This window comes from Allosphingosinicella indica (genome assembly GCF_900177405.1).
Taxonomy (GTDB): domain Bacteria; phylum Pseudomonadota; class Alphaproteobacteria; order Sphingomonadales; family Sphingomonadaceae; genus Allosphingosinicella; species Allosphingosinicella indica.
The window spans coordinates 76,442-96,705 of record NZ_LT840185.1; the positions used below are offsets into that span (position 1 = coordinate 76,442).

Annotated in this window: 19 protein-coding genes; 11 read left to right on the forward strand and 8 right to left on the reverse strand. The window is 66.1% G+C overall.

The features are described 5' to 3' along the window. The first annotated feature begins 43 nt into the window (after positions 1 to 43). Entirely contained in the window at positions 44 to 1,105 is a 1,062-nt protein-coding gene (locus tag B9N75_RS00385; RefSeq protein ID WP_244552373.1) for a cupin domain-containing protein, read from the forward strand. A gap of 66 nt (positions 1,106 to 1,171) precedes the next feature. Here B9N75_RS00385 and B9N75_RS00390 read toward each other — a convergent pair whose 3' ends face one another. Both B9N75_RS00390 and B9N75_RS00395 read right to left on the reverse strand, forming a co-directional pair. Further along, positions 1,172 to 2,341 (reverse strand): aminotransferase class V-fold PLP-dependent enzyme, encoded by a 1,170-nt coding sequence (locus B9N75_RS00390; RefSeq protein ID WP_085217004.1) that lies wholly within the window; start codon positions 2,339 to 2,341, stop codon positions 1,172 to 1,174. A gap of 42 nt (positions 2,342 to 2,383) precedes the next feature. Further along, positions 2,384 to 3,760: a sodium-dependent transporter gene (locus B9N75_RS00395; protein ID WP_085217005.1), complete on the reverse strand. Its 1,377-nt coding sequence runs from the start codon at positions 3,758 to 3,760 to the stop codon at positions 2,384 to 2,386. Between the two features lie 105 nt (positions 3,761 to 3,865). Between B9N75_RS00395 and B9N75_RS00400 the strand changes: the two genes are divergently transcribed. The 8 genes from B9N75_RS00400 to B9N75_RS00435 all read left to right on the forward strand — a co-directional run bounded on the left by B9N75_RS00400 (position 3,866) and on the right by B9N75_RS00435 (position 14,627). Continuing rightward, positions 3,866 to 4,372, forward strand: coding sequence for a MarR family winged helix-turn-helix transcriptional regulator (locus tag B9N75_RS00400; protein WP_085217006.1), 507 nt, complete (start codon positions 3,866 to 3,868; stop codon positions 4,370 to 4,372). Positions 4,373 to 4,398: 26 nt separating this feature from the next. Further along, positions 4,399 to 4,806, forward strand: coding sequence for a VOC family protein (locus tag B9N75_RS00405; RefSeq protein ID WP_172840764.1), 408 nt, complete (start codon positions 4,399 to 4,401; stop codon positions 4,804 to 4,806). Between the two features lie 108 nt (positions 4,807 to 4,914). Continuing rightward, positions 4,915 to 6,297: a metal-dependent hydrolase family protein gene (locus B9N75_RS00410; RefSeq protein WP_085217008.1), complete on the forward strand. Its 1,383-nt coding sequence runs from the start codon at positions 4,915 to 4,917 to the stop codon at positions 6,295 to 6,297. Further along, on the forward strand, positions 6,294 to 7,724 hold the full coding sequence (locus tag B9N75_RS00415) for an amidohydrolase family protein (protein WP_085217009.1): 1,431 nt from the start codon (positions 6,294 to 6,296) through the stop codon (positions 7,722 to 7,724). Before B9N75_RS00410 ends, B9N75_RS00415 begins: the two co-directional genes overlap by 4 nt. Before the next feature lie 754 nt (positions 7,725 to 8,478). Continuing rightward, a complete protein-coding gene (locus tag B9N75_RS00420) occupies positions 8,479 to 9,036 on the forward strand; it encodes a sigma-70 family RNA polymerase sigma factor (protein WP_085217010.1) in 558 nt (185 codons plus the stop codon). A gap of 1 nt (position 9,037) precedes the next feature. Continuing rightward, positions 9,038 to 9,961: a DUF4880 domain-containing protein gene (locus B9N75_RS00425; protein ID WP_085217011.1), complete on the forward strand. Its 924-nt coding sequence runs from the start codon at positions 9,038 to 9,040 to the stop codon at positions 9,959 to 9,961. 92 nt (positions 9,962 to 10,053) lie between these two features. After that, a complete protein-coding gene (locus B9N75_RS00430; RefSeq protein ID WP_172840765.1) occupies positions 10,054 to 12,618 on the forward strand; it encodes a TonB-dependent receptor in 2,565 nt (854 codons plus the stop codon). Further along, on the forward strand, positions 12,612 to 14,627 hold the full coding sequence (locus B9N75_RS00435; RefSeq protein ID WP_085217013.1) for an Atxe2 family lasso peptide isopeptidase: 2,016 nt from the start codon (positions 12,612 to 12,614) through the stop codon (positions 14,625 to 14,627). Before B9N75_RS00430 ends, B9N75_RS00435 begins: the two co-directional genes overlap by 7 nt. Here B9N75_RS00435 and B9N75_RS00440 read toward each other — a convergent pair. From B9N75_RS00440 to B9N75_RS14380, 4 genes are all read right to left on the reverse strand, one after another. Continuing rightward, positions 14,595 to 16,310 (reverse strand): asparagine synthase-related protein, encoded by a 1,716-nt coding sequence (locus B9N75_RS00440; RefSeq protein WP_085217014.1) that lies wholly within the window; start codon positions 16,308 to 16,310, stop codon positions 14,595 to 14,597. The two genes, B9N75_RS00435 and B9N75_RS00440, sit on opposite strands and share 33 nt — an antisense overlap. Then, positions 16,307 to 16,897, reverse strand: coding sequence for a lasso peptide biosynthesis B2 protein (locus B9N75_RS00445; protein WP_085217015.1), 591 nt, complete (start codon positions 16,895 to 16,897; stop codon positions 16,307 to 16,309). The genes B9N75_RS00440 and B9N75_RS00445 overlap by 4 nt, the downstream gene beginning before the upstream one ends. A gap of 56 nt (positions 16,898 to 16,953) precedes the next feature. Continuing rightward, positions 16,954 to 17,079: a hypothetical protein gene (locus B9N75_RS14375; protein WP_280173572.1), complete on the reverse strand. Its 126-nt coding sequence runs from the start codon at positions 17,077 to 17,079 to the stop codon at positions 16,954 to 16,956. A 150-nt stretch (positions 17,080 to 17,229) separates the two neighbouring features. Beyond that, positions 17,230 to 17,358: a hypothetical protein gene (locus B9N75_RS14380; protein WP_280173573.1), complete on the reverse strand. Its 129-nt coding sequence runs from the start codon at positions 17,356 to 17,358 to the stop codon at positions 17,230 to 17,232. A gap of 259 nt (positions 17,359 to 17,617) precedes the next feature. On the opposite strand from B9N75_RS14380, the gene B9N75_RS00450 reads away from it, so the two are divergent. Both B9N75_RS00450 and cas5c read left to right on the forward strand, forming a co-directional pair. Then, positions 17,618 to 18,031, forward strand: coding sequence for a hypothetical protein (locus tag B9N75_RS00450; protein ID WP_085217016.1), 414 nt, complete (start codon positions 17,618 to 17,620; stop codon positions 18,029 to 18,031). A gap of 82 nt (positions 18,032 to 18,113) precedes the next feature. Next, positions 18,114 to 18,692 (forward strand): type I-C CRISPR-associated protein Cas5c, encoded by a 579-nt coding sequence (gene cas5c, locus B9N75_RS00455; RefSeq protein WP_085217017.1) that lies wholly within the window; start codon positions 18,114 to 18,116, stop codon positions 18,690 to 18,692. 100 nt (positions 18,693 to 18,792) lie between these two features. On the opposite strand, the gene B9N75_RS00460 is transcribed toward cas5c, so the two are convergent. Together B9N75_RS00460 and B9N75_RS00465 are read right to left on the reverse strand one after the other, a co-directional pair. Beyond that, positions 18,793 to 19,395, reverse strand: a complete 603-nt coding sequence (locus B9N75_RS00460) for a GntR family transcriptional regulator (RefSeq protein ID WP_172840766.1) — start codon at positions 19,393 to 19,395, stop codon at positions 18,793 to 18,795. After that, entirely contained in the window at positions 19,392 to 20,264 is an 873-nt protein-coding gene (locus B9N75_RS00465; RefSeq protein WP_085217019.1) for a phytanoyl-CoA dioxygenase family protein, read from the reverse strand. The genes B9N75_RS00460 and B9N75_RS00465 overlap by 4 nt, the downstream gene beginning before the upstream one ends.

The window sequence follows — 20,264 nt, forward strand, 5'->3', positions numbered from 1 at the left end:
GCGACGGCTCCCCTCCCCTTTTTCAGCATGTGGGACAGATGTCGTGACCGGCCATGACTGCTCGCTGGATTGCCCGCGCATCGCGAACCGCAAGCCTTATTATCGCGAGCTGAGGGCCGGACGCACCTATCCCTGGTGCGCTTGCGGCCGTTCGACCCGGCAGCCGTTCTGCGATGGCCGCTCGCATATCGGGACGGGCTTCGAACCCGTCCAATATGTTGCCAAGGCGGATGGCGAAGAGGTGCTGTTCTGCGATTGCAAGCACACCCAGACGCCGCCCTTCTGTGATGGAACGCATAGCAACCTGCCTGGCGGATATGAGGATGACGACACCGCCGCCGCCGGGCCGCAGCCGCCAATCGTCGCGGCCGGGACCGACGGCTTCGCCCGCCTCGATGGCTGCTGCTTCGTCGTGTCGCCCCCTGACTCCGGTGATCGTTATCAACTGAGCACGCTGGTCGCGCCTTCGCTGGGAGCGCAGCATCAATCGCAATTCCACCTGCGGCTGACCAGTGGCGCTTCGCCGGTGCTATCGGCGCGTGGCGTAGATGCGATCCTGTGGGTGCGGAGCGGCAATGGCGAGATCGAGATCGGCGAGCGCCGCTTCGCGCTTTCCGCGCCCTGCGGTGTCTATGTCCGCGCCGGCGAGGCATTTCGCGTCCATGCCGCAACCGCGCTGACGGCCTATGTCTCCGCTTGCCCGGCGGTGGAAGCACTGGACGAGCAGGCCGATATGCCGCCCCATTTCGATCAGGCATGGCCGGAACGCGTGGTGCCGATCGACGAGGCTGGCCGCACCGCGATGGGGCCGCGCTGGTTCCAGATGCTGGTCGACAAACGCATCGGCTCGACCACAGCTGCGCAGTTCATCGGCCATATTCCGACCTCTCGCGCCGAGATGCACCGCCATCTCTACGAAGAGGCGCTGGTCATCCTTTCGGGCGAGGGGATCATCTGGAACGAGGGCAGCGCGGCGCGGGTGCGCGCAGGCGACGTGATCTTCTTCCCGCGCAAGCATCTTCATGCGCTGGAGTGCACAGCGCCAGAGGGCATGGACGTCGTGGGCCTCATTCACCCCGGCGACAATCCCGGGATCAATTACTGACTCGGCGGCGCGCTTCCTGAGGGCTCACGCCCTCCCCCGTCCTGCGCATGCAGCCCCGTGATGCCGTCAGCCAACTGGCCCCAGCAGATCGCGGTTCTTGATGAGGGCGGCAACCAGTCGCTCGACGTCCGCCTCGTCATTGTAGAAGTGGAAGCCGGCGCGGATCCTGCCGTCGCGGCTGGACGTGATCACCTTGTCGGCGGCCAGCGCATCGACCAGCTTCACCTCCTCGTGAGACGGCAAGGCGATCAGCGGGCCGCGCCGGGCGTCGTCATCGGGGGTGAAGACCCGGATGTCCTCGGCCTGGAAGCGATCGAGCGCGTAACGGGTGATCGTGCGCACATGATCGCCGATGGCGTCGAGGCCGATGTCGAGGATCAGCGCGAGCCCCGCTCCCGCCGCGAACAGGCTCGGCACGGGCGGCGTTCCCGCCTCGAACCGCCGCGCCGTCGCGCTGGGCGCATTGGCGAAAATATCCATCGCGTTCGGATCGTCCTGCGCGAACCAGCCGGTGGCGCGCGGCGCGAGTTCCTGCGTCAGATCGGCGCGCACGTAGAGAAAGCCGATGCCCGCGGTGCCGAGCAGATATTTCAACATGCCGCCGACGCAGATGTCGACGCCAAGGTCGCGCGGGTCGATGCGCTCCGCACCGACCGACTGGTAGCAATCCAGGATCACGATAGCGCCATGGGTATGCGCGATGCGGACGATCTCGCGGATGTCGGCATCCGGTATCTTGCCGCCGTGGCGATAGCAGACGTGCGAAATCGCCACGATGGCGGTGCGATCGTCGATGGCTTGGGCAAAATTCTCGAGCGCGATCGTGCCGTCCCCGGCTTCCTCGACATGCTCGATCCGCGCGCCGGCCGGCTCCTGCGCGTGCCAGATCTGCCCGCTGGTCGGGAATTCGAAATTGGAGAGGACGATCTTGTTGCGCGGCCCGGTGAAGTCGAACGCGCTGGCGATCGCGTTGATGCCCGCCGATGCCGAGCCGGTGATCGCGATTTCGTCCGTATCGACGCCGAACATCCGCGCGACCTGGCCGCGCACCGATTCCAGCCGGCCGACCCAGCCGCCCCAATTCGCCCCATTGGCGATGCGATCGGCCATATAGTCTTCGAATGCGCCGCTAACGCTGTCGGCGATCAGGCCGTAGGACCCGCTGCTGAAATAGGCGAGGTCGGGCAGCGAGGCGAAACGCGCCCGGACTGCGTCGAGATCGGGGATCAGGGTCACGGCAGGGATACTCCGAAGGATGGCAGGATCGGCAGGTTCGATTCAGGCCAGGATGTGAATCATCAGCCCGACGATGGCGACCGGCGCGACAATGGCGACGGTCAGGTGCCAGATACGGAAGGCGGACGGGCTGAGATCGGTTTCGACCGGGGTGATGGTCCGCCGGATCGCCCAGCCCGCGAACAGCGCGAGCAGCAGCGCATTCAGCGGCAGCAACAAGTCCGCGATGCCGAAATCGAGCACGTCGAAGAAGGTCTTGCCCGCGAAGGGCGGCAGGAAGCCGAGCGGATGGACGTCCTTCAGCAGGTTGAACGACAAGGTGGACGGCAGGCCGACGCCGAAGATGGCGAGCGCGGTGAGATAGGAGAGGCGCGCGCGCGGCAGGCCGGTGCGCTCCATCAGCCAGGCGACCACCGGTTCGAGCATGCCCACCGCCGTTGTGAACGCCCCCAATGCGATAAGGCTGAAGAACGCGATGCTCACGATCCGTCCGCCCGGCATGCCGCCGAACGCCACCGGAAGCGTCACGAAAATCAGGTTCGGCCCCTCGGTCGGCTCAAGCCCGTAGAACAGCACCGAAGGGAAGATCGCCAGCCCCGCCATCATTGCGATGAAGATCACCGATCCCGACACGATCGCCGCGGACTGGGGCAATGAGACGCCTTTGGGCAGATAGGCACTGTAGGTCATCAGCACGCCGACGCCGATTGCGGTGGAGAACAGGGCCTGGCCGAGCGCGGTAAGCACACCGGCGCCCGTCAGCGCGCTGAAATCCGGATAGAAGAGGAAGGTGAGCGACGGGCCGAGGCCGACGGTGACGGCATTGTAGAGGACCAGCCCGATCAGCACGACGAACAGCGCGACCATCTTGATCTTAGAGACGAACTCGATGCCGCGCCGCACGCCCAGCGCCACGACGATGGCCACCCCGGCGATGAAGGCGAACTGGAAGGCCGCCTGCCGCCAGGGCGATCCGATCAGTTCCTCGAACACGCCGCGCGATCCGGTTGCGTCGATGCCCGCGAAGCCGCGCACGATCGCCAGCCGGGCATAATCCACGCCCCACCCCGCGACGACGCTGTAATAGCTGAGGCCGAAGAAGGGGATGGCGATGCTCAGCCAGCCGATCGCCCGCCAGCCGCTCCAGGCACCTTCGGCACGGATCAGCCGGTTCATGCTGCCGATCACGCTGCCGTGGCCACGCCGGCCCATCGCCATTTCGCCAATCATGATCGGCACGCAGATGACCAGCACGAACAGAATGTAGAGGAGCACGAACGCGCCGCCGCCGTTGGCGCCCGCGACATAGGGGAAGCGCCAGAGGCTGCCGAGGCCGATCGCCGCCGCCGCGGTCGCGAAAAGGAAAGCGAGCTTCGACGTCCAGACTTCGCCGGCCACCTTGTCGGACGCTTTGTTCATGCCACCCCCTCACTCGCAAGCCGCAATTTGTCTATATGCAAATATATATCCCTTTGCATATAGATTTTGCGTCTTCCCTCAATAGCGTGCAATAGGAACGAGCACATGACCGTGGGGGATGCGTTGGCCGGACCGACGAAAAGGGCGACGACTGCCGCCGAGGGCGCGTTCAAAAAGGGCGACCGGTGGATGGACGACTACCTCCCCTATCAGCTCTATCGCGTCACCAACCGATTGAACGTCCGGTTGCAGGGCCGGCTGAAGGCGATCGGGATCAATCTGTCGCAATGGCGGGTGCTCAGCGTGCTGCGCTCCTACGGCACGCTCAGCATCAGCGGTATCGTCGATTATACCTTGATGGAACAGCCGACGGTGAGCCGCGTGGTCGTGCAACTGGAGCAGGACGGCATGGTGACCCGGCGGATTTCCGCCGACGATTCGCGAATGTCGGACATCACCCTGGTCGCAAAAGGCGCGGAGGCATTCGACGCAATCCGCGAATCCGCCTACCGGCATGAGAAGATGGCGCTGGAGGGGCTGGACGCGGAACTGTTGTCTTCGCTGCGCAAAACGTTGCAGCGCATCGAGCGCAATATCGATCTCTATGAATGACCGGCGTTTCGCGCCTAGATGATCCCATGCCCGACTCCCCGAGCCAGACCACGCCGATCCCGCCGGTCGATGGTGTGCTCACCATGTTCTACTACAACGATCTGCAGGCGGCGGCGGACTGGTATCATCGGGTCCTGGGCTTCGAGAAGATCCTGATCGCCGAAGGCCTCGTGCTGTTCCGCATCCATGAGGGCAGCCAGCTCGCGTTGGTCGGGAAGGGATATGGCAGCCAGCAGCCCCTTGCCGGAACCAACAAGGGCGCGATCCTGTCGATTCAGACGCGCGCGCTGCAACAGTGGCACGAGCGGATCGCGAGCCACGAGGCCGAGGGGATCGGCCACGAGCTGCACCGCGGCGGCAACGGTCGCACCGTAGAGTTCAAGGTGCGCGATCCGGAAGGCTATACGATCGAATTTTTCGAATGGGTCGAGTGAGTGTCTCGCTCGCCGCCGCTTCTACATATTCATATCCATTTTCATATTCCCTTTTATCGGCCATGCGATTAGCCTGCGATCCGCTGTGACGGTAGACGGGGGTGCGAGATGAAGATGCGATGGGTGTGCGCCGCGGCGCTGACCATGGTCCTGGGTAACGCGGCGAACGCCGAAACGACGCCGGTGCCGGGCACGCCGCCCCACCCCGCCGCATTCGCCGCAACGCCCAGCATCCTCCATGCCGGCAAGCTGCTGGCGGTGCCGGGCGAGCGGCCGATGGAGCAGGCGACGATCATCGTCGGCGGCGACGGCCGGATCAATTCCGTCCGGCAAGGCTATTTCGATGCGGCCGGGCTCGGTCTGCCTGCGAACACCGCCGTGATCGACCTCAAGACCAAGTTCGTACTCCCGGGCTTCATGGACATGCACGTCCACCTATCGTCCGGCGGAGCCGCGCGAAGCCCGATGACGCGGCTGCGGCAAGGCCCGGAATATTATGCCGTCAACGCCTATGCCAACGGCTACCGTACACTGATGGCGGGCTTCACCACCGTCCGCGACCTCGGATCGCCGGGCGACTCGATGTTCGGCCTACGCGATGCGATCCGCGACGGGATCGTTGCCGGTCCCAAGATCATCGCGGCAGGCGAAGGGATCAGCCCGACCAACGGCCATGCCGATGCCCACGGCCTGCGCCGCGACCTGATGGAAGCGCAGATCCGCCCGGGCGTCTGCGATGGTGCCGACGATTGCCGGCGCGCGGTCCGCAACGCGATCAAATATGGCGCCAACGTCATCAAGGTACATGTCACCGGCGGGGTCCTCGATGAATCGGACGCCGGCACCGGGCAGCAATTCACCCAGGAAGAGCTGGAGGCCATCGTCGAGGCCGGCCACGCCATGGGCCGCAAGGTCACCACCCACGCGCACGGCAAAGCGGGCATCGATGCCGCAGTGCGCGCCGGCTATGATTCGATCGAACATGCAATGTGGGCGGACGAGGAAAGCCTGAAGCTGATGAAGCAGCGCGGCACCTGGCTCGTCCCGACGGTGTGGCCGATCACCTGGGTCGGCGACACGCCGGAAAAGGTGCGGCAGGGGCCGTTCAAGGACTTGGCGCCCAATTCGCTGGCGAAGCTCTACCAGCTCGGCGACCAGCCGAAGAAGCTGGTGCGGATGGCGATCAGGCTGGGCGTCAACATCGCGCTGGGCACCGACAACGGTATCGCCCCGCACGGCACAAACGGCTACGAAATGCTGGAATATGTCGAGGCCGGCATGACGCCGATGGAGGCGCTCAAGACCGGCACGGTGAACGCGGCGATGGCCGGCGGCGTGCCGGATCGCGGCAAGATCGCGCCGGGGCTCGCCGCCGATATCATCGCGCTCGACGCCGATCCGCTGCAGGACATCCGCGCCGTGCTCGACGTCGATTTCGTGATGCGAGACGGCATCGTGTTCAAGCAGGCTGGCAAGGGGGTGAGCGAATGAAGCGGCACGCAATAAAGTTCGTCGGAGGCATCGCCGCCAGCGCGATCGCGATCGTTCTCGCCGCTCCGGCGGCTGCCGAGGACTACATCGTCGACAATGTGACGCTGATCGACGGAACCGGCCAGCCCAATCAGCAAGCGATGTCGATCGGCATCGACAAGGGGAAGATCACCTTCGTCACGCCCACCGCCGTGGCGCCGAAGGTGTCCGGCCAGCGTATCGACGGGACCGGCAGGTACCTCATCCCTGGGTTGATGGACGTCCACATCCATCTCCAGGGCGCCCGCGGCGGCGACGGCCGCCGCATGGTAGGCAAGGATCCGAAAAATCCGTCGGCGCCCATCCCCGCGACCGCACAGGCCGACGCCAAAGCGGCCCGTGTCGCCGGCCTCCAGGCGCTCGCGAGCTATCTCTATTCCGGCGTCACCACGGTCTATGACGCGGGTAACGTGCCCGAGCATATATTGGGCCTGCGCGCCGACGAGCGCGCTGGCAAGATCCAGTCGCCGCGCATCTTCGCGACCGGCAATCTCGTCACCTATCCCGGCAGCCACGGCGACAGCATGGCGATCACCATCGACAATTGGAGCGAGGACAAGCCCAAGCTCCTCAAATATCTGGAAGAGCAGAAGCCCGATATCGTCAAGCTCACGCTCGACGAGCATGGCTGGGGGACCCGCCCGCTGATCACGCTGCTGCCGCTCGATCTGATGCAGGAGATCATCCTGGAGGTGAACCGCCACGGCATCCGCACTACGGCGCACACGTCCAGCGAGCTGCGCGCCACCGAAGCGATCTTCGCCGGCATCGACAGCCTCGCCCATCCCGTCATCCAGGGCCCGATCAGCGAGGAATTCGCCAAGCTGATGGGCGCCAAGAAGGTTGCCATGGCGACCACGCTGACGATCGGCGAGGGCTATAGCCGCCTCGTCGAGCACCCCGAATATCTCGACCAGCCGCTCTACCGCGCCGCCTACAACGCGGCCGAGATCGGGGAGATGCGTAGCAAGACGCTGCCGGCGTGGAAGGAGCGCGGCTGGACCTGGTGGATGAAGCTGATGACGCCCATCGCGCAGGAAAATATGCGCATGATCGACGCGGCGGGCGGGGTGATCGCCATAGCCACCGATCAGACGCTGGGGCCGGCGGTGCATCGCGAGATGGAATTGCTCCAGGCAGCCGGCGTGCCCGCAGCACGGATCGTTACCATCGCCACGCTCAACGGCGCCAAGCACCTCGGCAAGGACGACATCCTCGGATCGATCGAGCCCGGCAAGCTCGCCGACATGGTGCTGCTCAGCGCCGATCCGACGGTCGATATCGACAATGCCAAGAAGATCGTCTGGGTGATGAAGGGCGGCCAGTTGATCGACGAGGAGCGATTGCCGCTCGCCGGTGGCACGCAGAACCGCCGCCGCGACTTCTGAACCGATCTCACAATCGACGCCGCGATGTGAGCCGGGTGGCCGGCGGCCCCGGGGGACCCACAATGTTCCAGGGCGCCTCGTCGTTGAGGGATCGCGCCTCCCCCGCCGGATTCCCGGTGCTGCCGAAACAAATGGTGCCCCCGGTCGGACTCGAAACAGCTTTGTATCTCGTTGTTTTTGCTGGTTTTTTTGATCTAAATATGCGCCGTGGCCCCATCGATGGCCCCTTATTTTCTAGGCAGCTGCGAGCTCATCAAACGAGCGACAGACGGACTCACTCCTCTCCTCACTCGGGCAAACCACTTCGAGCTACGCGGGAGATGTCGCGTGTCGGTCCGACGTGAAGCCGTTCCCGGCTCGGCGGCTCCACATTTTGGACTGTCGTTGGGTATCAGTCCAATAACGATATCGCGCTTTATAATAAGTGGCCGCAACAGAGGGATAATTTGGCAATACTCTCTCTGTCTTTATCTCACCCCGGACAGTGAACTAGTAGAAGCATTGCGCGGGCCATTCACTCTGCTAGAGTGCTGAAGCGCCCGATGCGGCGTCGAGGCGTGAGAACCTCGCTTGTTTAGCCGAGATTCGGCCGGGTGGCCGCCGTGAATGTCCAGATCGCTTGCGATTAAAGACGGCGGCGCGCGTCCAAGCGCGTTCTCAACACCCGGCTCTTTGCCGGTTCGCCTCGAGGGAAAGAGGCGATGCAACAAGATTTCTATTTCTCGCGAGTCATGCCGTGAAGGTCACGGGAGCCATGGCGCATGACGACGAGGAGATCGCTTTCTGGCTTGCTCTCGAGGGCGATGACGAGATGGGCGGCGCGGACCATACGCTCCCGATCGCCAACCTCTACCGGGCCCATGCTGCAAGGATGCTCGCATTCTTCGGACGTCGTGCCTCTCGGCATGAGGCCGGTGATTTGCTGCACGACCTGTTTGCGCGTCTTGCCGGCCGTCGCCAGTCAAGCGAAGTCGAAAATCCACCCGCCTATATGTCTCGCGCAGCCGCCAATCTGCTTCGCGAACGGGCGCGAGCGGCAACTGCACGAGCGAGCAAGGCTCATCTTCTGGTCGAAGAGCAGGCGACCACGCACGATTATCACCAGCAGCTCGAGCAGCGCGATCGCCTTCGCCGTGTCGAGAAGGCGCTGCTCGCGCTGAAACCCCGTTCCCGGCACATCTTTCTCGCCCACCGCGTCCATGGTCTAAGCTATGCCGAGATCGCGGAACGCGCCGGGGTATCGGAGCGGAGGGTTGAGAAGATCATGGGAAAGGCGATTGCCGATCTCGATCGGTTGATGGAACGGGACTGAATTGAGGATAGGCCGGTTCGGAAAGCGGGAACGCCTGCGCCGCGAAGCCGGCGCCTGGCTTGCGCGACTTCGAAACAGGCCCAGCCCCCAAGACCGGGCAGCATTCGAGCACTGGTATGCCGCGCACCCGCTTCACGCCGACGCGTTCGACGCCGTGTCGCGCACGTTCGAATCTGCCGACCGCGCGCCGCGGTCCGCGCCGACAGTCGAAACCGGGCGCCGGCTTGCACCGCGACTCGCGGTCGCTGCTTCGGCCTTGTTCGCCATATTTGCCGTGATGCTCTTGGCCGGGCGTATCACTGGGGACCGGCAAGCCATTGCCGCGACCCTCGAGACGGCGGTCGGCGAAATCCGGAGCGCTGCGTTGCCGGATGGTGGCACAATGTCGCTCGACACTGCGACTTCGGTCACCATGCTCGATTCCGAGCAGAACATTGTCCGGCTCGATGCAGGCCGCATTCGCATCTCATCGGATGAGCATGTCCAAACGGTACGGGCCGCGCAGTTCACGATATCCGGGAGCGGCCTATTCGACATCATGGCGACCGAGCAAGGCGTGGATGTCCGTCTGCTGCGAGGACGCCTCACCGTGAAATCCCCCACGGGCGCCTTGGGTCTTTCGCCGCCCCAGGGGGCCTCCGGAAGGGCGGACGGACGGCTCGCCCGCGTGACTGCATCACGGCCCCGCAACTGGCCTTCGGGGCTGATCGAACTCGACGGAATGACTTTGGCCGAAGTCGTTGCGGAGGCCAATCGCTACAGCAAAGTCAAGATAAGGCTGAGCGCCGCGTCCGCCGGCGCACGCCGCCTGACCGGCACGGTCCGAGCCGGCGACACCGACGGTCTCGCTCGCGCCGCTGCCGCCGCGCTCGATCTGACGATCCGGCGGACACCGGACGAGATCGTCCTCCGGGCCAGAGAATAATTTTCGGCCAAAGGGGGGGGTAAGCATCCCCATCCGCATCAATCCCCACAGACGCGCCTGCCCAAGGGCGCGCAGCGAGGGGGAAGATGCCGATGACCAAGACCTTTCTTTTGAGAGCCAGCGCCGCGCTCGCATTTGTAGCTGCGGCGCCGGGCGGTGCGGCATCGGGAGCGCAGCCCGATGCCGCGCCGCTCGAATATGCACTCGGCGCACAGCCCCTCGGAGCCGCGCTCCGCGCGATCGGAAGCCAAGCGGGAGTCACGATCATCGCGCCGGACGAGCTGGTCGCCGGTCGAAAAGCCCAGACCGTTCGTGGCCGGCTGACGCCGCTCGAGGCGGTGCGCGCAGCGCTCGGCGGAAGCGGGCTGGAGGCGCGCCTGGCTGGCGACGCGATCGCGATCGTGGAGATGGCCGGCGCCTCGGACGGCGATCCGATCGTCGTCACCGGCACGAATATCCGCGGCGGCGCGCCGACGTCGCCGATCGTCACCGTGACGCGCGAGGAGATCGAACGGTCGGGCGCCACGTCGACCGAACAGCTGATGCGGCAGGTGCCGCAGAATTTTGGCGGCGGAGTGAACCAGGAGAATTTCAACGGCCCCGGAATCGTTGACATCACCTCGCACGGCGCTGGCGTCAACCTGCGCGGTCTCGGACAGCGCGCCACGCTGGTGCTGGTCAATGGCCGCCGTCTCGCGCCCAGCGGCACGGGCTCGTTCGTCGATATCTCGCTCGTTCCGGTTTCGGCGATTGAGCGCGTCGAAATCCTCACCGACGGCGCATCGGCCATCTACGGCTCGGACGCGGTCGGCGGGGTAGTGAATTTCATCCTCAAGAGCCGCTTCACCGGAGTGGAAACGCTGGCGCAGATCGGGACGACGACCCAGGGCGGCGGCAATCAGCTCCTGCTCGGCGCCAATGCCGGGACCGACTGGTCCGGCGGCCGGGCGCTCCTCTCCTACGAATATCGCGACGACGGGGAAATCCGCGCAGGCGACCGCGACTTTCCAATCGGGCAGAATGAGGATCTCTTCCTCTTTCCCAAGGAGCGGCGGCACAGCGTCTACGGCGTGGTCGCGCAGGATCTGAGCGACGCGATCTCGCTGGAAGTGACGGGTACGCACTCCGACCGGCGGACCGACCGCGACTATTATACCGGCGGCGGCCTCATCGTCACCAATGTCCAGGCGCGCTCGCGGGCAACCGGGCTTGCCGGAACGATGACCGCCGACCTCGGGGGCGACTGGCGGCTTCGCGCCGAAGGCAATTATTTCGTCAATGCCACGCGCCAGCGCCAGGACGAGTCGGCCGGTCAGGGCCTCGTCAACATCTTCGACACGCGAAACGCCATGCTCGAATTCGCGGCGAAGCTCGATGGCTCGCTGCTCGAATTGCCGGCCGGGCCGCTGCGGGTCGCGCTCGGTGCGCAGCACCGCCGCGAAGAGTATCGCGACTATTTCGAGACCCAGGTGAACGCCCCGACGATCCGCACCGGCGACCGGGTCATTCGCGCGCTGTTCGGCGAGCTCAACATCCCGCTGGTGTCGGCGGCAAACCGGATGCCGCTGGTCGAGCGGCTCGTGGTGACGGCAGCGGGCAGGCTCGAGGATTATGACAGCTACAAGGCAACCTTCGATCCCAAGGTCGGGATCCTGTGGTCGCCGTTGGAGGGACTCGCGTTCCGAAGCTCCTACGACACTTCGTTCCGCGCGCCGCTGCTTCCCGAAACCACCGGCTACTACAATGCCTTCCTCTATCCGTCCGGACTGCTGTTCATAAATCCCGCAGAAGCGCCACCCGGTGTCTCGATGGCCCTCGTCGGCAGCAATCCGGCCATCCAGCCCGAACGATCGCGCAGCTGGACGATCGGCGGCGATTTCAGGCCCCCGGCCGTGCCGGGTCTGGAACTGACCGCCAATTATTATGCCATCCGCTTCACCAATCGCATCGCCATTCCCGTCCAGTCGGTGGTGGTGATCGGCGATCCCGCCTACGAGCCGGTGGTGACGCGGTCGCCCGCCGAGGCGCTGGTTCGCGATCTTCTGGCCGGGGCCGGCCAGGTGCTCGACTTCTCGGGACCGAATTTCACGCCGGGCGGAGCAACCGCAGACCAGGTCATCGCGATCGTCGATGCGCGGTTCAACAATACCGCCGTGTCCAAGACGCGCGGCTTCGACGTCGGCCTGCGCTACGGCTTCGCGCTCGGGACCGGGCGCATGAGCGTCGATCTCAACGCCAGCCACATCCTCAGCTTCAAGGATCAGCTCACCGCCGCCGCACCCGCGGTCGAAACCGTCGACACCCCCTATCGCCCGCTCGACTGGCGGCTGCGTGGCGGGCTGACCTGGGAGGGCGGTCCGTGGACGGCAAGCGCGATCGTCAACTACAGCGGCGCTTATAATGACAACCGCCGGGCGGAGCGCGTTCCGGTATCCAGCTACGCCACCGTCGACCTCTTCCTCGGCTACAGCGCTGGGACCGGGGATCCGGAATGGCTGCGCGGCACGCGCCTGGGGCTCAGCGTGCTCAACGCCTTCGACCGCGACCCGCCGTTCCTCGCGCCCGATCCGGGATCGGTTCGCGGTATCGGCTACGACCCGGTGAATGCGAGCGCGCGCGGCCGCTCGGTGTCGCTCCAGGTGCGGCGAACATGGTGACGCGGCATCGCTTGCTCGCACTCGCTTTCGCGGCGGCAGCAAGCGCCGCCCCCGCGGCAGCGCCGACCATTGCCGAGATCGTCGAGGTGGCCGACATCACGGGGCTGGCAGTGTCGCCCGACGGACTGCGCGTCGCCTATCGCGTGCACCGCGCCGATCTGGCGCGCAACGACTACGCCCTCGAATGGCGGGTTGCCGAAGTGGATGGCGGCGCCGACCGCCGGGTCGGCGGCGGTGGAGCGCCGGTCTATGTCGATCCCGGCGCGATCGATGCAGCGGCGCCGGTCTGGTCTGCCGATGGCTCCGCACTTTTTCACCGAGTGCTGGCCGATGGTGCCATCGGTCTGTGGCGCACCGCGGCGGACGGCAGCGCGAGCGCGCCGGTTGCCGTCCACGACGGGAATATCCGGGCTGTCGTCGCAGAGTCCGGCGGCCGAACGCTGCGATATGCGACGGGTGCGAGCCGCGCCGCCGTGCAGCGCGCCGAGCGGGCCGAATATGACTCCGGCATCCGGATCGACCCTTCCGTCGATCTCATGCAGGCGCTGACCGGCGGCGGGATGATCGACGGCAGAAAGGCGACCCAGCGGCTGACCGGTGTCTGGTTCGCGCGTAAGGGGCTCCTCGCCGATACGCCGCTCACCTGGCGGAGCCTAAATCTCCAGACGCTGGCGGACGCGTCCTCCGAGGCCCCTCCCCTGCCGCCGGTCGTGTCGCCGATCCAGTTCACGCCGCCTCCGCTCGAGACGCGTAGCACGACCGGGAATTTCGCGCGGGCGATCTGGGACGACGGACGCATGCGGCTGGAAGTCGAGACCGTCGCCGGTGTGCGCCACGAATGTCCGCAAACGCTTTGCGCCGCCGGCCGGTTCAGTTGGATGGCGTGGCAACCGGGCCGAGACGTGCTGCTCGTCGCGATGCGCGATGGCTTCCGGGACCAGACACTCTTTCGCTGGAGTGTCGCCGACGGTGACGTTCGCAGGCTTGCCGGCGGCGACGGTCTGCTCGCCGGCGATCGGGACGGTCAGACGCCGTGCGCCGCGGCGCCATCGGCGCTGATCTGCGTGGCGAGCAGCCCCATCGCCCCGCCGCGTATCGTCGCGATCGACATCGCCACCGGATCGACGCGCCTCCTCCATGATCCCAATGCAGCGCTGCGTGCACGCGATCTCCCGCAGGTCGAACGTCTTGCATGGGCGTCGGCGGGCGGCACTGCCTATGGGCTAATGCTCACGCCGCGCGGGCCGCCGGTTCCTCGTCCCCTCTTCATCAGCTATTATCGCTGCCAGGGCTATCTGCGGGGCGGCGAAGGCGACGAGTGGCCGTTCGCCGCGCTGATCGACGCCGGCTTTGCCGTCGTCTGCATCAACGCGGTCGACCGGCCCGGCAACTCCGATGGCGTCACCAGTTACCGCGACGCGCTCGATGCAATCGAGAAGTTGGTGGTGCGCGAATCCAAAGCCGGGCGTGTGGATCGCGACCGCGTCGGGATGGGCGGCTTCAGCTTCGGCAGCGAGGTCACCATGTGGGTGGCGCGCAACAGCAGTCTGCTCAAGGCACTGTCGCTCGCTTCGACCCAGCCAGAGCCACATTATTATTGGGCGAACGCCATGCGCGGCCGCATGCATCCGGGCGTCCTGCGCGACTATTGGGGACTGGGCGCTCCCGAGGCGACCCCCGAGCACTGGCGCCTGCTGTCGCCCGCATTAGACGCGGCGCGCATCCGCGCGCCGTTGCTGCTCCAGCTCCCCGAGCACGAGTTGCGCGGCGCGACCGAGCTGCACGCGCGGCTTTCGAACTTGCCGACACCGGTCGAGATGTACGGCTTTCCCGACGAGGCGCATTACAAACTGCAGCCACGCCACAAGGCGGCCGCCTATGCCCGCAACCTCGACTGGTTCCGCTTCTGGCTGCAGGGCGTGCGCGACCCCGACCCGCTCAAGGCAGAGCAATTTGCGCGCTGGGAAGCACTCGCCTCACGCTGGCGCGGCGAGCGCGGCGAGCCATAGTTCGAGCGCGGCGATGTGGAGGATCCGCACGTAAAGCACGTCGCCAGGTTCGCCCTCACGTGCGAGATAGGTCTCGAGCGCGGCCCGGTCGATCAGTCCGCGCTGCGCCAGTTCCCCATCCAGCAAAATCGTGCGCAGCGCAGGGCGGTCGCGGACGTAGGTCTTGAGGAAGAGGCTTTCGAGCCGCCCCTTGCCGCGCCGATCGCGCACGGCGGGCGGCAGCAGGTCGGCGAAGGCGTCGCGGGCGACGCTCCGGTCGCGGCCGCCCGCGACCCACATTTCCGCGGGAATGGCTACGCACGTCTCCATGAGCGGCTGGGCGAGCAGGGGATGGACTAGGTGCGGGCCTACTTCCTCGAGGCCGCGCTCGAGAAAATGGCGGATGCTGACCAGCGCGGCGACATGCTCGCGCTTGCCCGCCCAGGCATTTCCGGGCGCGTCTAGCCATGGGTGGGCTTCAGGACGGTCGCCGGCAAACGCGCGCGACAGGAAGGTGCGGTCCTGCTTCCAGGCTCGCCGGCGGCGGAGACCGCGACGCAGCGCCATCGTCATGACCCGTCCGATAGGACTGCCGGTGATGCGCGACAGGTCGCCGGCGCACCGTGCTGCGGCCGCAAGCCCGCCCGCGCGCCAGGCGTCGGCGAGCGGCGCGACCGTGGTCGAATGGCAGAAGATATTATCGCCCCCGGCGCCGTCGATCAGCCAGCGCGCACCCCGGGCGACCGCATGATCCCGGATCGCCGCCTGGAGGGCAAGGATCGCATGATTGGGTGGTGGCCGGAATCCGGCAGGCCCGATATCCGGCAGTCCTGGGGCGGGATCCGGCGCAAGCAGCTCGTCCAGCGCAAGTCCGAACCGCTGCGCGACGGCGCGCGCATATTCGCGCTCGTCCCCATCGCGCGTGCTGGTGCGATAGTTGAGCGCATGCGGTGCGGCTCCTGCTGCGCCGAGCGCCGCCGCGACGATCGAGGAATCGAGCCCGCCGGACAATTGCACCCACAGATCCCGCTCGTCGCGAAAGGGAGCGGCGATCGCCATCCGGAGCGCGCGGCCGAGCCGCTCGATCGCTTGTTCCCGATCATCGATACGGGCTTCGGGAGCCGCGAAGGTCCACGGGTTCCAGATCATTACGGGTGGCGCTGCGCCGCGCACCATGGTCCCCGGCACGAGTTCGGACACGCCCGCGCAGCCGGTACGGGCACCGCGAAGATAAGGATGGAGCAGCCAGCTGCCGATGAAATCGGGATCAGGATGGAGCGCGACCTCCAGCGCCCGCGCCACCGCTATGTCCGAACACCACACTGTCACGTCGCCAAGGCCGAAGCCATAGACCGGAACGCCGCCCGACGGATCGCGCAGCACGGCATGCCCTCCGCCATCGGGCATGAAGGCGACATAAGATCCCCAGAAGCGGCGAGTCAGCCGTTCGGCGGCATTGGCTGCCGCACCCCATTCCGCATCGCCCGGATCGCACGGTCGGCCATCGGTACGGCGCAGCAGCCTCCCGACGACGAGCACACCGTCCCTGCTCGAAAGCCACGGGCAGTCGCGCGATACGAACAAGGATATTCCAGGCAGCCGTGCTGCCGGCACGAGGCCGCAATCGCGCAGGCGGCGATCGGCGGCGCGTTCGGCCACGGCATCCTGCGGCCCGAGCATTGCGGCGTAGCGCCAGCCCGTCATGTCGCGAGTATCGGCGTGAACGGCCGCACATTGTCGAGACTGTCGTTGACGACGCGGCTCCCCGCCTGGAGCCAGCAATGCGCGGCGAACGGCGACAGCTTCACGCCGAACACGAGCGCCACGGCGATGCCGCGCCGGGCGAGCCAGCGCCGCATCGCCAGGGAATCGGCCAGGCAGATCGGCGGGAGCGGGATCAGGCGCCGCACGTCGCGATAGGCTGCGGCCTCGGCTTCCAAACTGCCTCGCTCGGCGCACACGGCAATCGCGGGTGGCGCGGCCAGCCGCGCGATCGCTCCGAGCCGCAACGCCGTGCGTATTGCGAGCTGGTCGAGAAGCAGCTCGAACATGCGAGCGCGGCACTGTGCGCCAGCGCCCTCGCCGATTTCGGCTTCGGGCGGCACAATGTCCGGCTGGAGGGACGCGAGCGGTTCGCCGTTGCGTAGATGGCCTTGATCGCGCAGCGCCCGCGTTAGCGCTTCTTCGCTCATGCCGGGCTCACCGATCGCGACATAGCGATCGGCGGCAAGGTCGAGGACCACTGCCTGCCCATCGACGATGGCGAGACCCGTAGGGTGAGGGTATGGCATGACGGTCAGCGATGGCGTGGCGCGCGGGGCGGCGCATCGCCCCGCGCGCCGGCTGCTCAGTCGGCCGAAATGCCGCTCTGCGCCTTGAGCCCGGTTTCCTCGAACACGCCGATGGGGCCACCACGCGTGTCGGTGGTGACGACGCCGAGCGGCACGGCGCGGGCGTTGCTGTTCTTTTTCATCGCATCTTCTCCTTGCTTGGCACGCCGCATCGATGCGGCGGCTCGAAGAAGGCTAGGTGCGGCATCCGGAAGCACGAAACTTATACGGATGATATTTGGCGATTGTTGGAGCAGGCGGGACGCGCGCCGCGCGCCCCGCCTGCCCGTCGCTCAGTCGGCGGTCACCCCGGCGCGATACCAGAGCCCGCTCGCCTCCGGCATCATGCCGCCAGACCCCTTGGTCGCACGGCTGACGGAACCGAGGGCACGGGATGGCGCCGGCCTATACATGATCTTCATCGCATTCTCTCCTTTCGCTGCTTTGGGCAGCAAAACCAGGATGCAAACAAAGATTCGATATACCGAAATAATTTTGCATCGATATGCAGATAATATGACTGCCAGCCTACACACCGGTTCATATGTCGAGTGCCGCGAACTGGACCACTTCACAATCTAGTTTAAATATCGACCGTGCAAGGCAATTAAGGCGAGAGGTCCTTTGCCCAAACGCTCTCGCCGGACCTTGAGACATCGCGTGAGGGGAGATTAAGCAAACATGTTCGCCGAAGTAATCGCCGCCGGGCTCGCCTTTGCTTGCACGCCGACGCATGTGTGGGACGGCGACGGTCCGATATGGTGCGCGGAAGGTCCGAAGATCCGACTGTCGGGCATCGCCGCGCGCGAAATGGACGGCAGCTGCAAGAAAGGACATCCCTGCCCTGCCGCCGACCCGATCCGCGCGCGCGACTATCTCGTCCGCCTCATCGGAAAGCCGGTCGGCCGCGCGCCGACGGGCCATATTCTCGTCTCCGGCGAGACGCTCGTCTGCCGCTCGGCAGGATCGGGCAAGGGCGATAGAACGGCCGCATGGTGCTCCAATTCCACGGCCGGCGACCTCAGCACGGCGATGGCACGCTCAGGGTTCGCGGCTCGGTGGGATCGGTACTGGACTGGGCGAGGGTCGCAATGATCGGCGGTCGAGCTGCCCGGCGGGCATTTTCGTCTGCCGCCCGGTGTTGCGACGCTGCCTGGCCGCATAGTGTGGTTCGACGATGCCGATAAAACTCCTCGCCACCGGACCGCGGGCCTGCTTCGCGCGCCCTGAATTCCGAACCGCACGTGTCACCTATGATGTGATGACAGCCAGCGCGGCGCGAGGCCTGCTCGAAGCGGTTCACTGGAAACCCGGCATCCACTGGCGCGTGTCGAGCATCGCCGTGCGCCGGCCGATCGCGGTGCGGGGTCGCGAAATGTTTGAACGCGGTAGCGCTGCCGTGTGGCTCGAAGATGTGGAGTATCTCATCGAGGCGCATCTCGACATCGGCGAGGACGAAGAACCGACCGCTGCCGCCGGCAAGCACATCGACATGTTTCACCGGAGGCTGCGCCAGCAACGCTTCTTTCGCCCTCCACATCTCGGTGCGATGGAATTTCCCGCTACCCTTGTGGATGCAACAGGCTTGGACATAACGCCAACCGTGCCGCCGGGCCTCGCTAACCGCGACCTTGGATGGATGCTCCTCGATTATCGATACGAGAAGGGCCGGAAGGTGCCCTGCTTTTTCCACGCCGCCCTGGAACAGGCTGTGTTGACGATCCCGGATATGAATGGACCGGGCGTGCTTTCTTGACGCAGTCCCGCCAAGCGATGGTTCTTCTTTCGGTATTCACCCAAACCTGCCGAGCGTAAATCTGAACGGTGGGCCGTCCCATCCGCAAAACTGGGCTTCGTCAGGGCGGGTCGCTCGCCAGCGCGTGCAGCGCCGCGACAACAAGGTGCGCCGCGCGGCGGCGCCTTCGGAAATGTTCCGCGATCGCCCGCCTGAGCGGCACGGGCGATACCGCGACCGCCGCGTCCCGCCACGTCTGCGCCTCTGCTTCGTCGGCCGTCCCGAGGACGTTTCGTTCCGCCGGCGCATAGGGTGCAAGTCGATCGAGCAGCTGCTCGATCGCGGCACGCTGCTCGGGATTGGCGGCGACGGCAGCTATGGCGCGCAGCCAGTCTGCCGGCGTTTCAGGTCCGCCGGCGCCTGGATCATCCGCCGTCAGACCACCGTGCGGTATCGCCGACCTCAGGAGCGCGGCGATCCAGTCATAAAGGTGGCGCAGTCCCATTTCGGTGATCATCGGCGTTCGAAAGCCGTCACCGCGCGGCGCTTCGACGAGACGCTCACCCACCAGGCGATGCAGCGCGTCGCGCACCGGCGTGATACTGGCATTGAGCGCATCTGCCAGCGCTGCCGGTTCGAGATGCGCGCCGGGCGGGTGCCGGCCCGAGCGGAGCTCGTCGCGAAGCGCGAGATATACCCGCTCGAAGATTGCCCCGGGACTCATCTCTGTGCCGCGCGCTGCTCGGCCGCATGCGCCGCCACCATCTCCGCCTGATCCGGTCGCAACGCGTCCTCGGCGCCCGCCCATTCCATTCTTTCCTGGAGAAGGAGCGACGGACAGCGGCCTTCGACATTGCCGAGATTGGGCCGGTGCTGGCGATAGCCGACCAGCGCGGCGAGCTCCGGCGAGAAATCGCGCGCGACGTCGGGCGGATAGACCAGCCACTGATTTTCGTAGGGTTTCAGCCAGCCGAGACAATAAGAGATGATCGCGCCGCGGCGGACCGCATCGCTGCGATTGGCGCCACCGCCATGCAGCGCAGATCCCAGGAAAACCAACGCATCGCCAGGCTCCATCGTCGCCACCAGCGGATCGCCGGCAGGCTCGGCCGCAAGGGCTGCGGCGCCATGACTTTCCGGCCAGACCAAAGTCGCGCCGTTGTCGGCGTCGTAGCGAGTGAACGGCCACATGACGTTGACCAGATATTCGACCTCGCCGATCGTACCGCGCCACATGTCTTGGTCGCGATGCGGAGCCTGTGCCAGCGCGCCCGGGTGAAGCGCCACCGCCTGCGTCAGGTTGAGCTGCACGCTATCGCACCAGGGCAAGAGCAGTTCCTCGACCGCCGCCAGGATCACATCCTGGAGGACAAGGCGAGCGCAGTGGCGCGAGCGGGCGAGCAGACCGCCAAAGCGCTTCGTCCGCTCGCCGTAGAACGGGCCGCGCGAAAAGGCCGTCGCCTCGAAGTCTCGAGCCAGCGCGCGATCGACTTTCGCGACCAGGGCCGGGCTCACTGCGCGCCGGACGATGCAGAAGCCGTCGCGGCGCAACGCGGCGGCGATTGCCGAGCTGTTGCGAGGGGCGGTCGTCAT

Excerpts from the sequence above, each read along its gene's own strand:
- B9N75_RS00395 (WP_085217005.1), bottom strand. The coding sequence starts at position 3,760 with ATGAACAAAGCGTCCGACAAGGTGGCCGGCGAAGTCTGGACGTCGAAG.
- B9N75_RS00400 (WP_085217006.1), top strand. The coding sequence starts at position 3,866 with ATGACCGTGGGGGATGCGTTGGCCGGACCGACGAAAAGGGCGACGACT.
- B9N75_RS00405 (WP_172840764.1), top strand. The coding sequence starts at position 4,399 with ATGCCCGACTCCCCGAGCCAGACCACGCCGATCCCGCCGGTCGATGGT.
- B9N75_RS00410 (WP_085217008.1), top strand. The coding sequence starts at position 4,915 with ATGAAGATGCGATGGGTGTGCGCCGCGGCGCTGACCATGGTCCTGGGT.
- B9N75_RS00415 (WP_085217009.1), top strand. The coding sequence starts at position 6,294 with ATGAAGCGGCACGCAATAAAGTTCGTCGGAGGCATCGCCGCCAGCGCG.
- B9N75_RS00420 (WP_085217010.1), top strand. The coding sequence starts at position 8,479 with ATGGCGCATGACGACGAGGAGATCGCTTTCTGGCTTGCTCTCGAGGGC.
- B9N75_RS00430 (WP_172840765.1), top strand. The coding sequence starts at position 10,054 with ATGACCAAGACCTTTCTTTTGAGAGCCAGCGCCGCGCTCGCATTTGTA.
- B9N75_RS00435 (WP_085217013.1), top strand. The coding sequence starts at position 12,612 with ATGGTGACGCGGCATCGCTTGCTCGCACTCGCTTTCGCGGCGGCAGCA.
- B9N75_RS00440 (WP_085217014.1), bottom strand. The coding sequence starts at position 16,310 with ATGACGGGCTGGCGCTACGCCGCAATGCTCGGGCCGCAGGATGCCGTG.
- B9N75_RS00445 (WP_085217015.1), bottom strand. The coding sequence starts at position 16,897 with ATGCCATACCCTCACCCTACGGGTCTCGCCATCGTCGATGGGCAGGCA.
- B9N75_RS14375 (WP_280173572.1), bottom strand. The coding sequence starts at position 17,079 with ATGAAAAAGAACAGCAACGCCCGCGCCGTGCCGCTCGGCGTCGTCACC.
- B9N75_RS14380 (WP_280173573.1), bottom strand. The coding sequence starts at position 17,358 with ATGAAGATCATGTATAGGCCGGCGCCATCCCGTGCCCTCGGTTCCGTC.
- B9N75_RS00450 (WP_085217016.1), top strand. The coding sequence starts at position 17,618 with ATGTTCGCCGAAGTAATCGCCGCCGGGCTCGCCTTTGCTTGCACGCCG.
- cas5c (WP_085217017.1), top strand. The coding sequence starts at position 18,114 with ATGCCGATAAAACTCCTCGCCACCGGACCGCGGGCCTGCTTCGCGCGC.
- B9N75_RS00460 (WP_172840766.1), bottom strand. The coding sequence starts at position 19,395 with ATGAGTCCCGGGGCAATCTTCGAGCGGGTATATCTCGCGCTTCGCGAC.
- B9N75_RS00465 (WP_085217019.1), bottom strand. The coding sequence starts at position 20,264 with ATGACGACCGCCCCTCGCAACAGCTCGGCAATCGCCGCCGCGTTGCGC.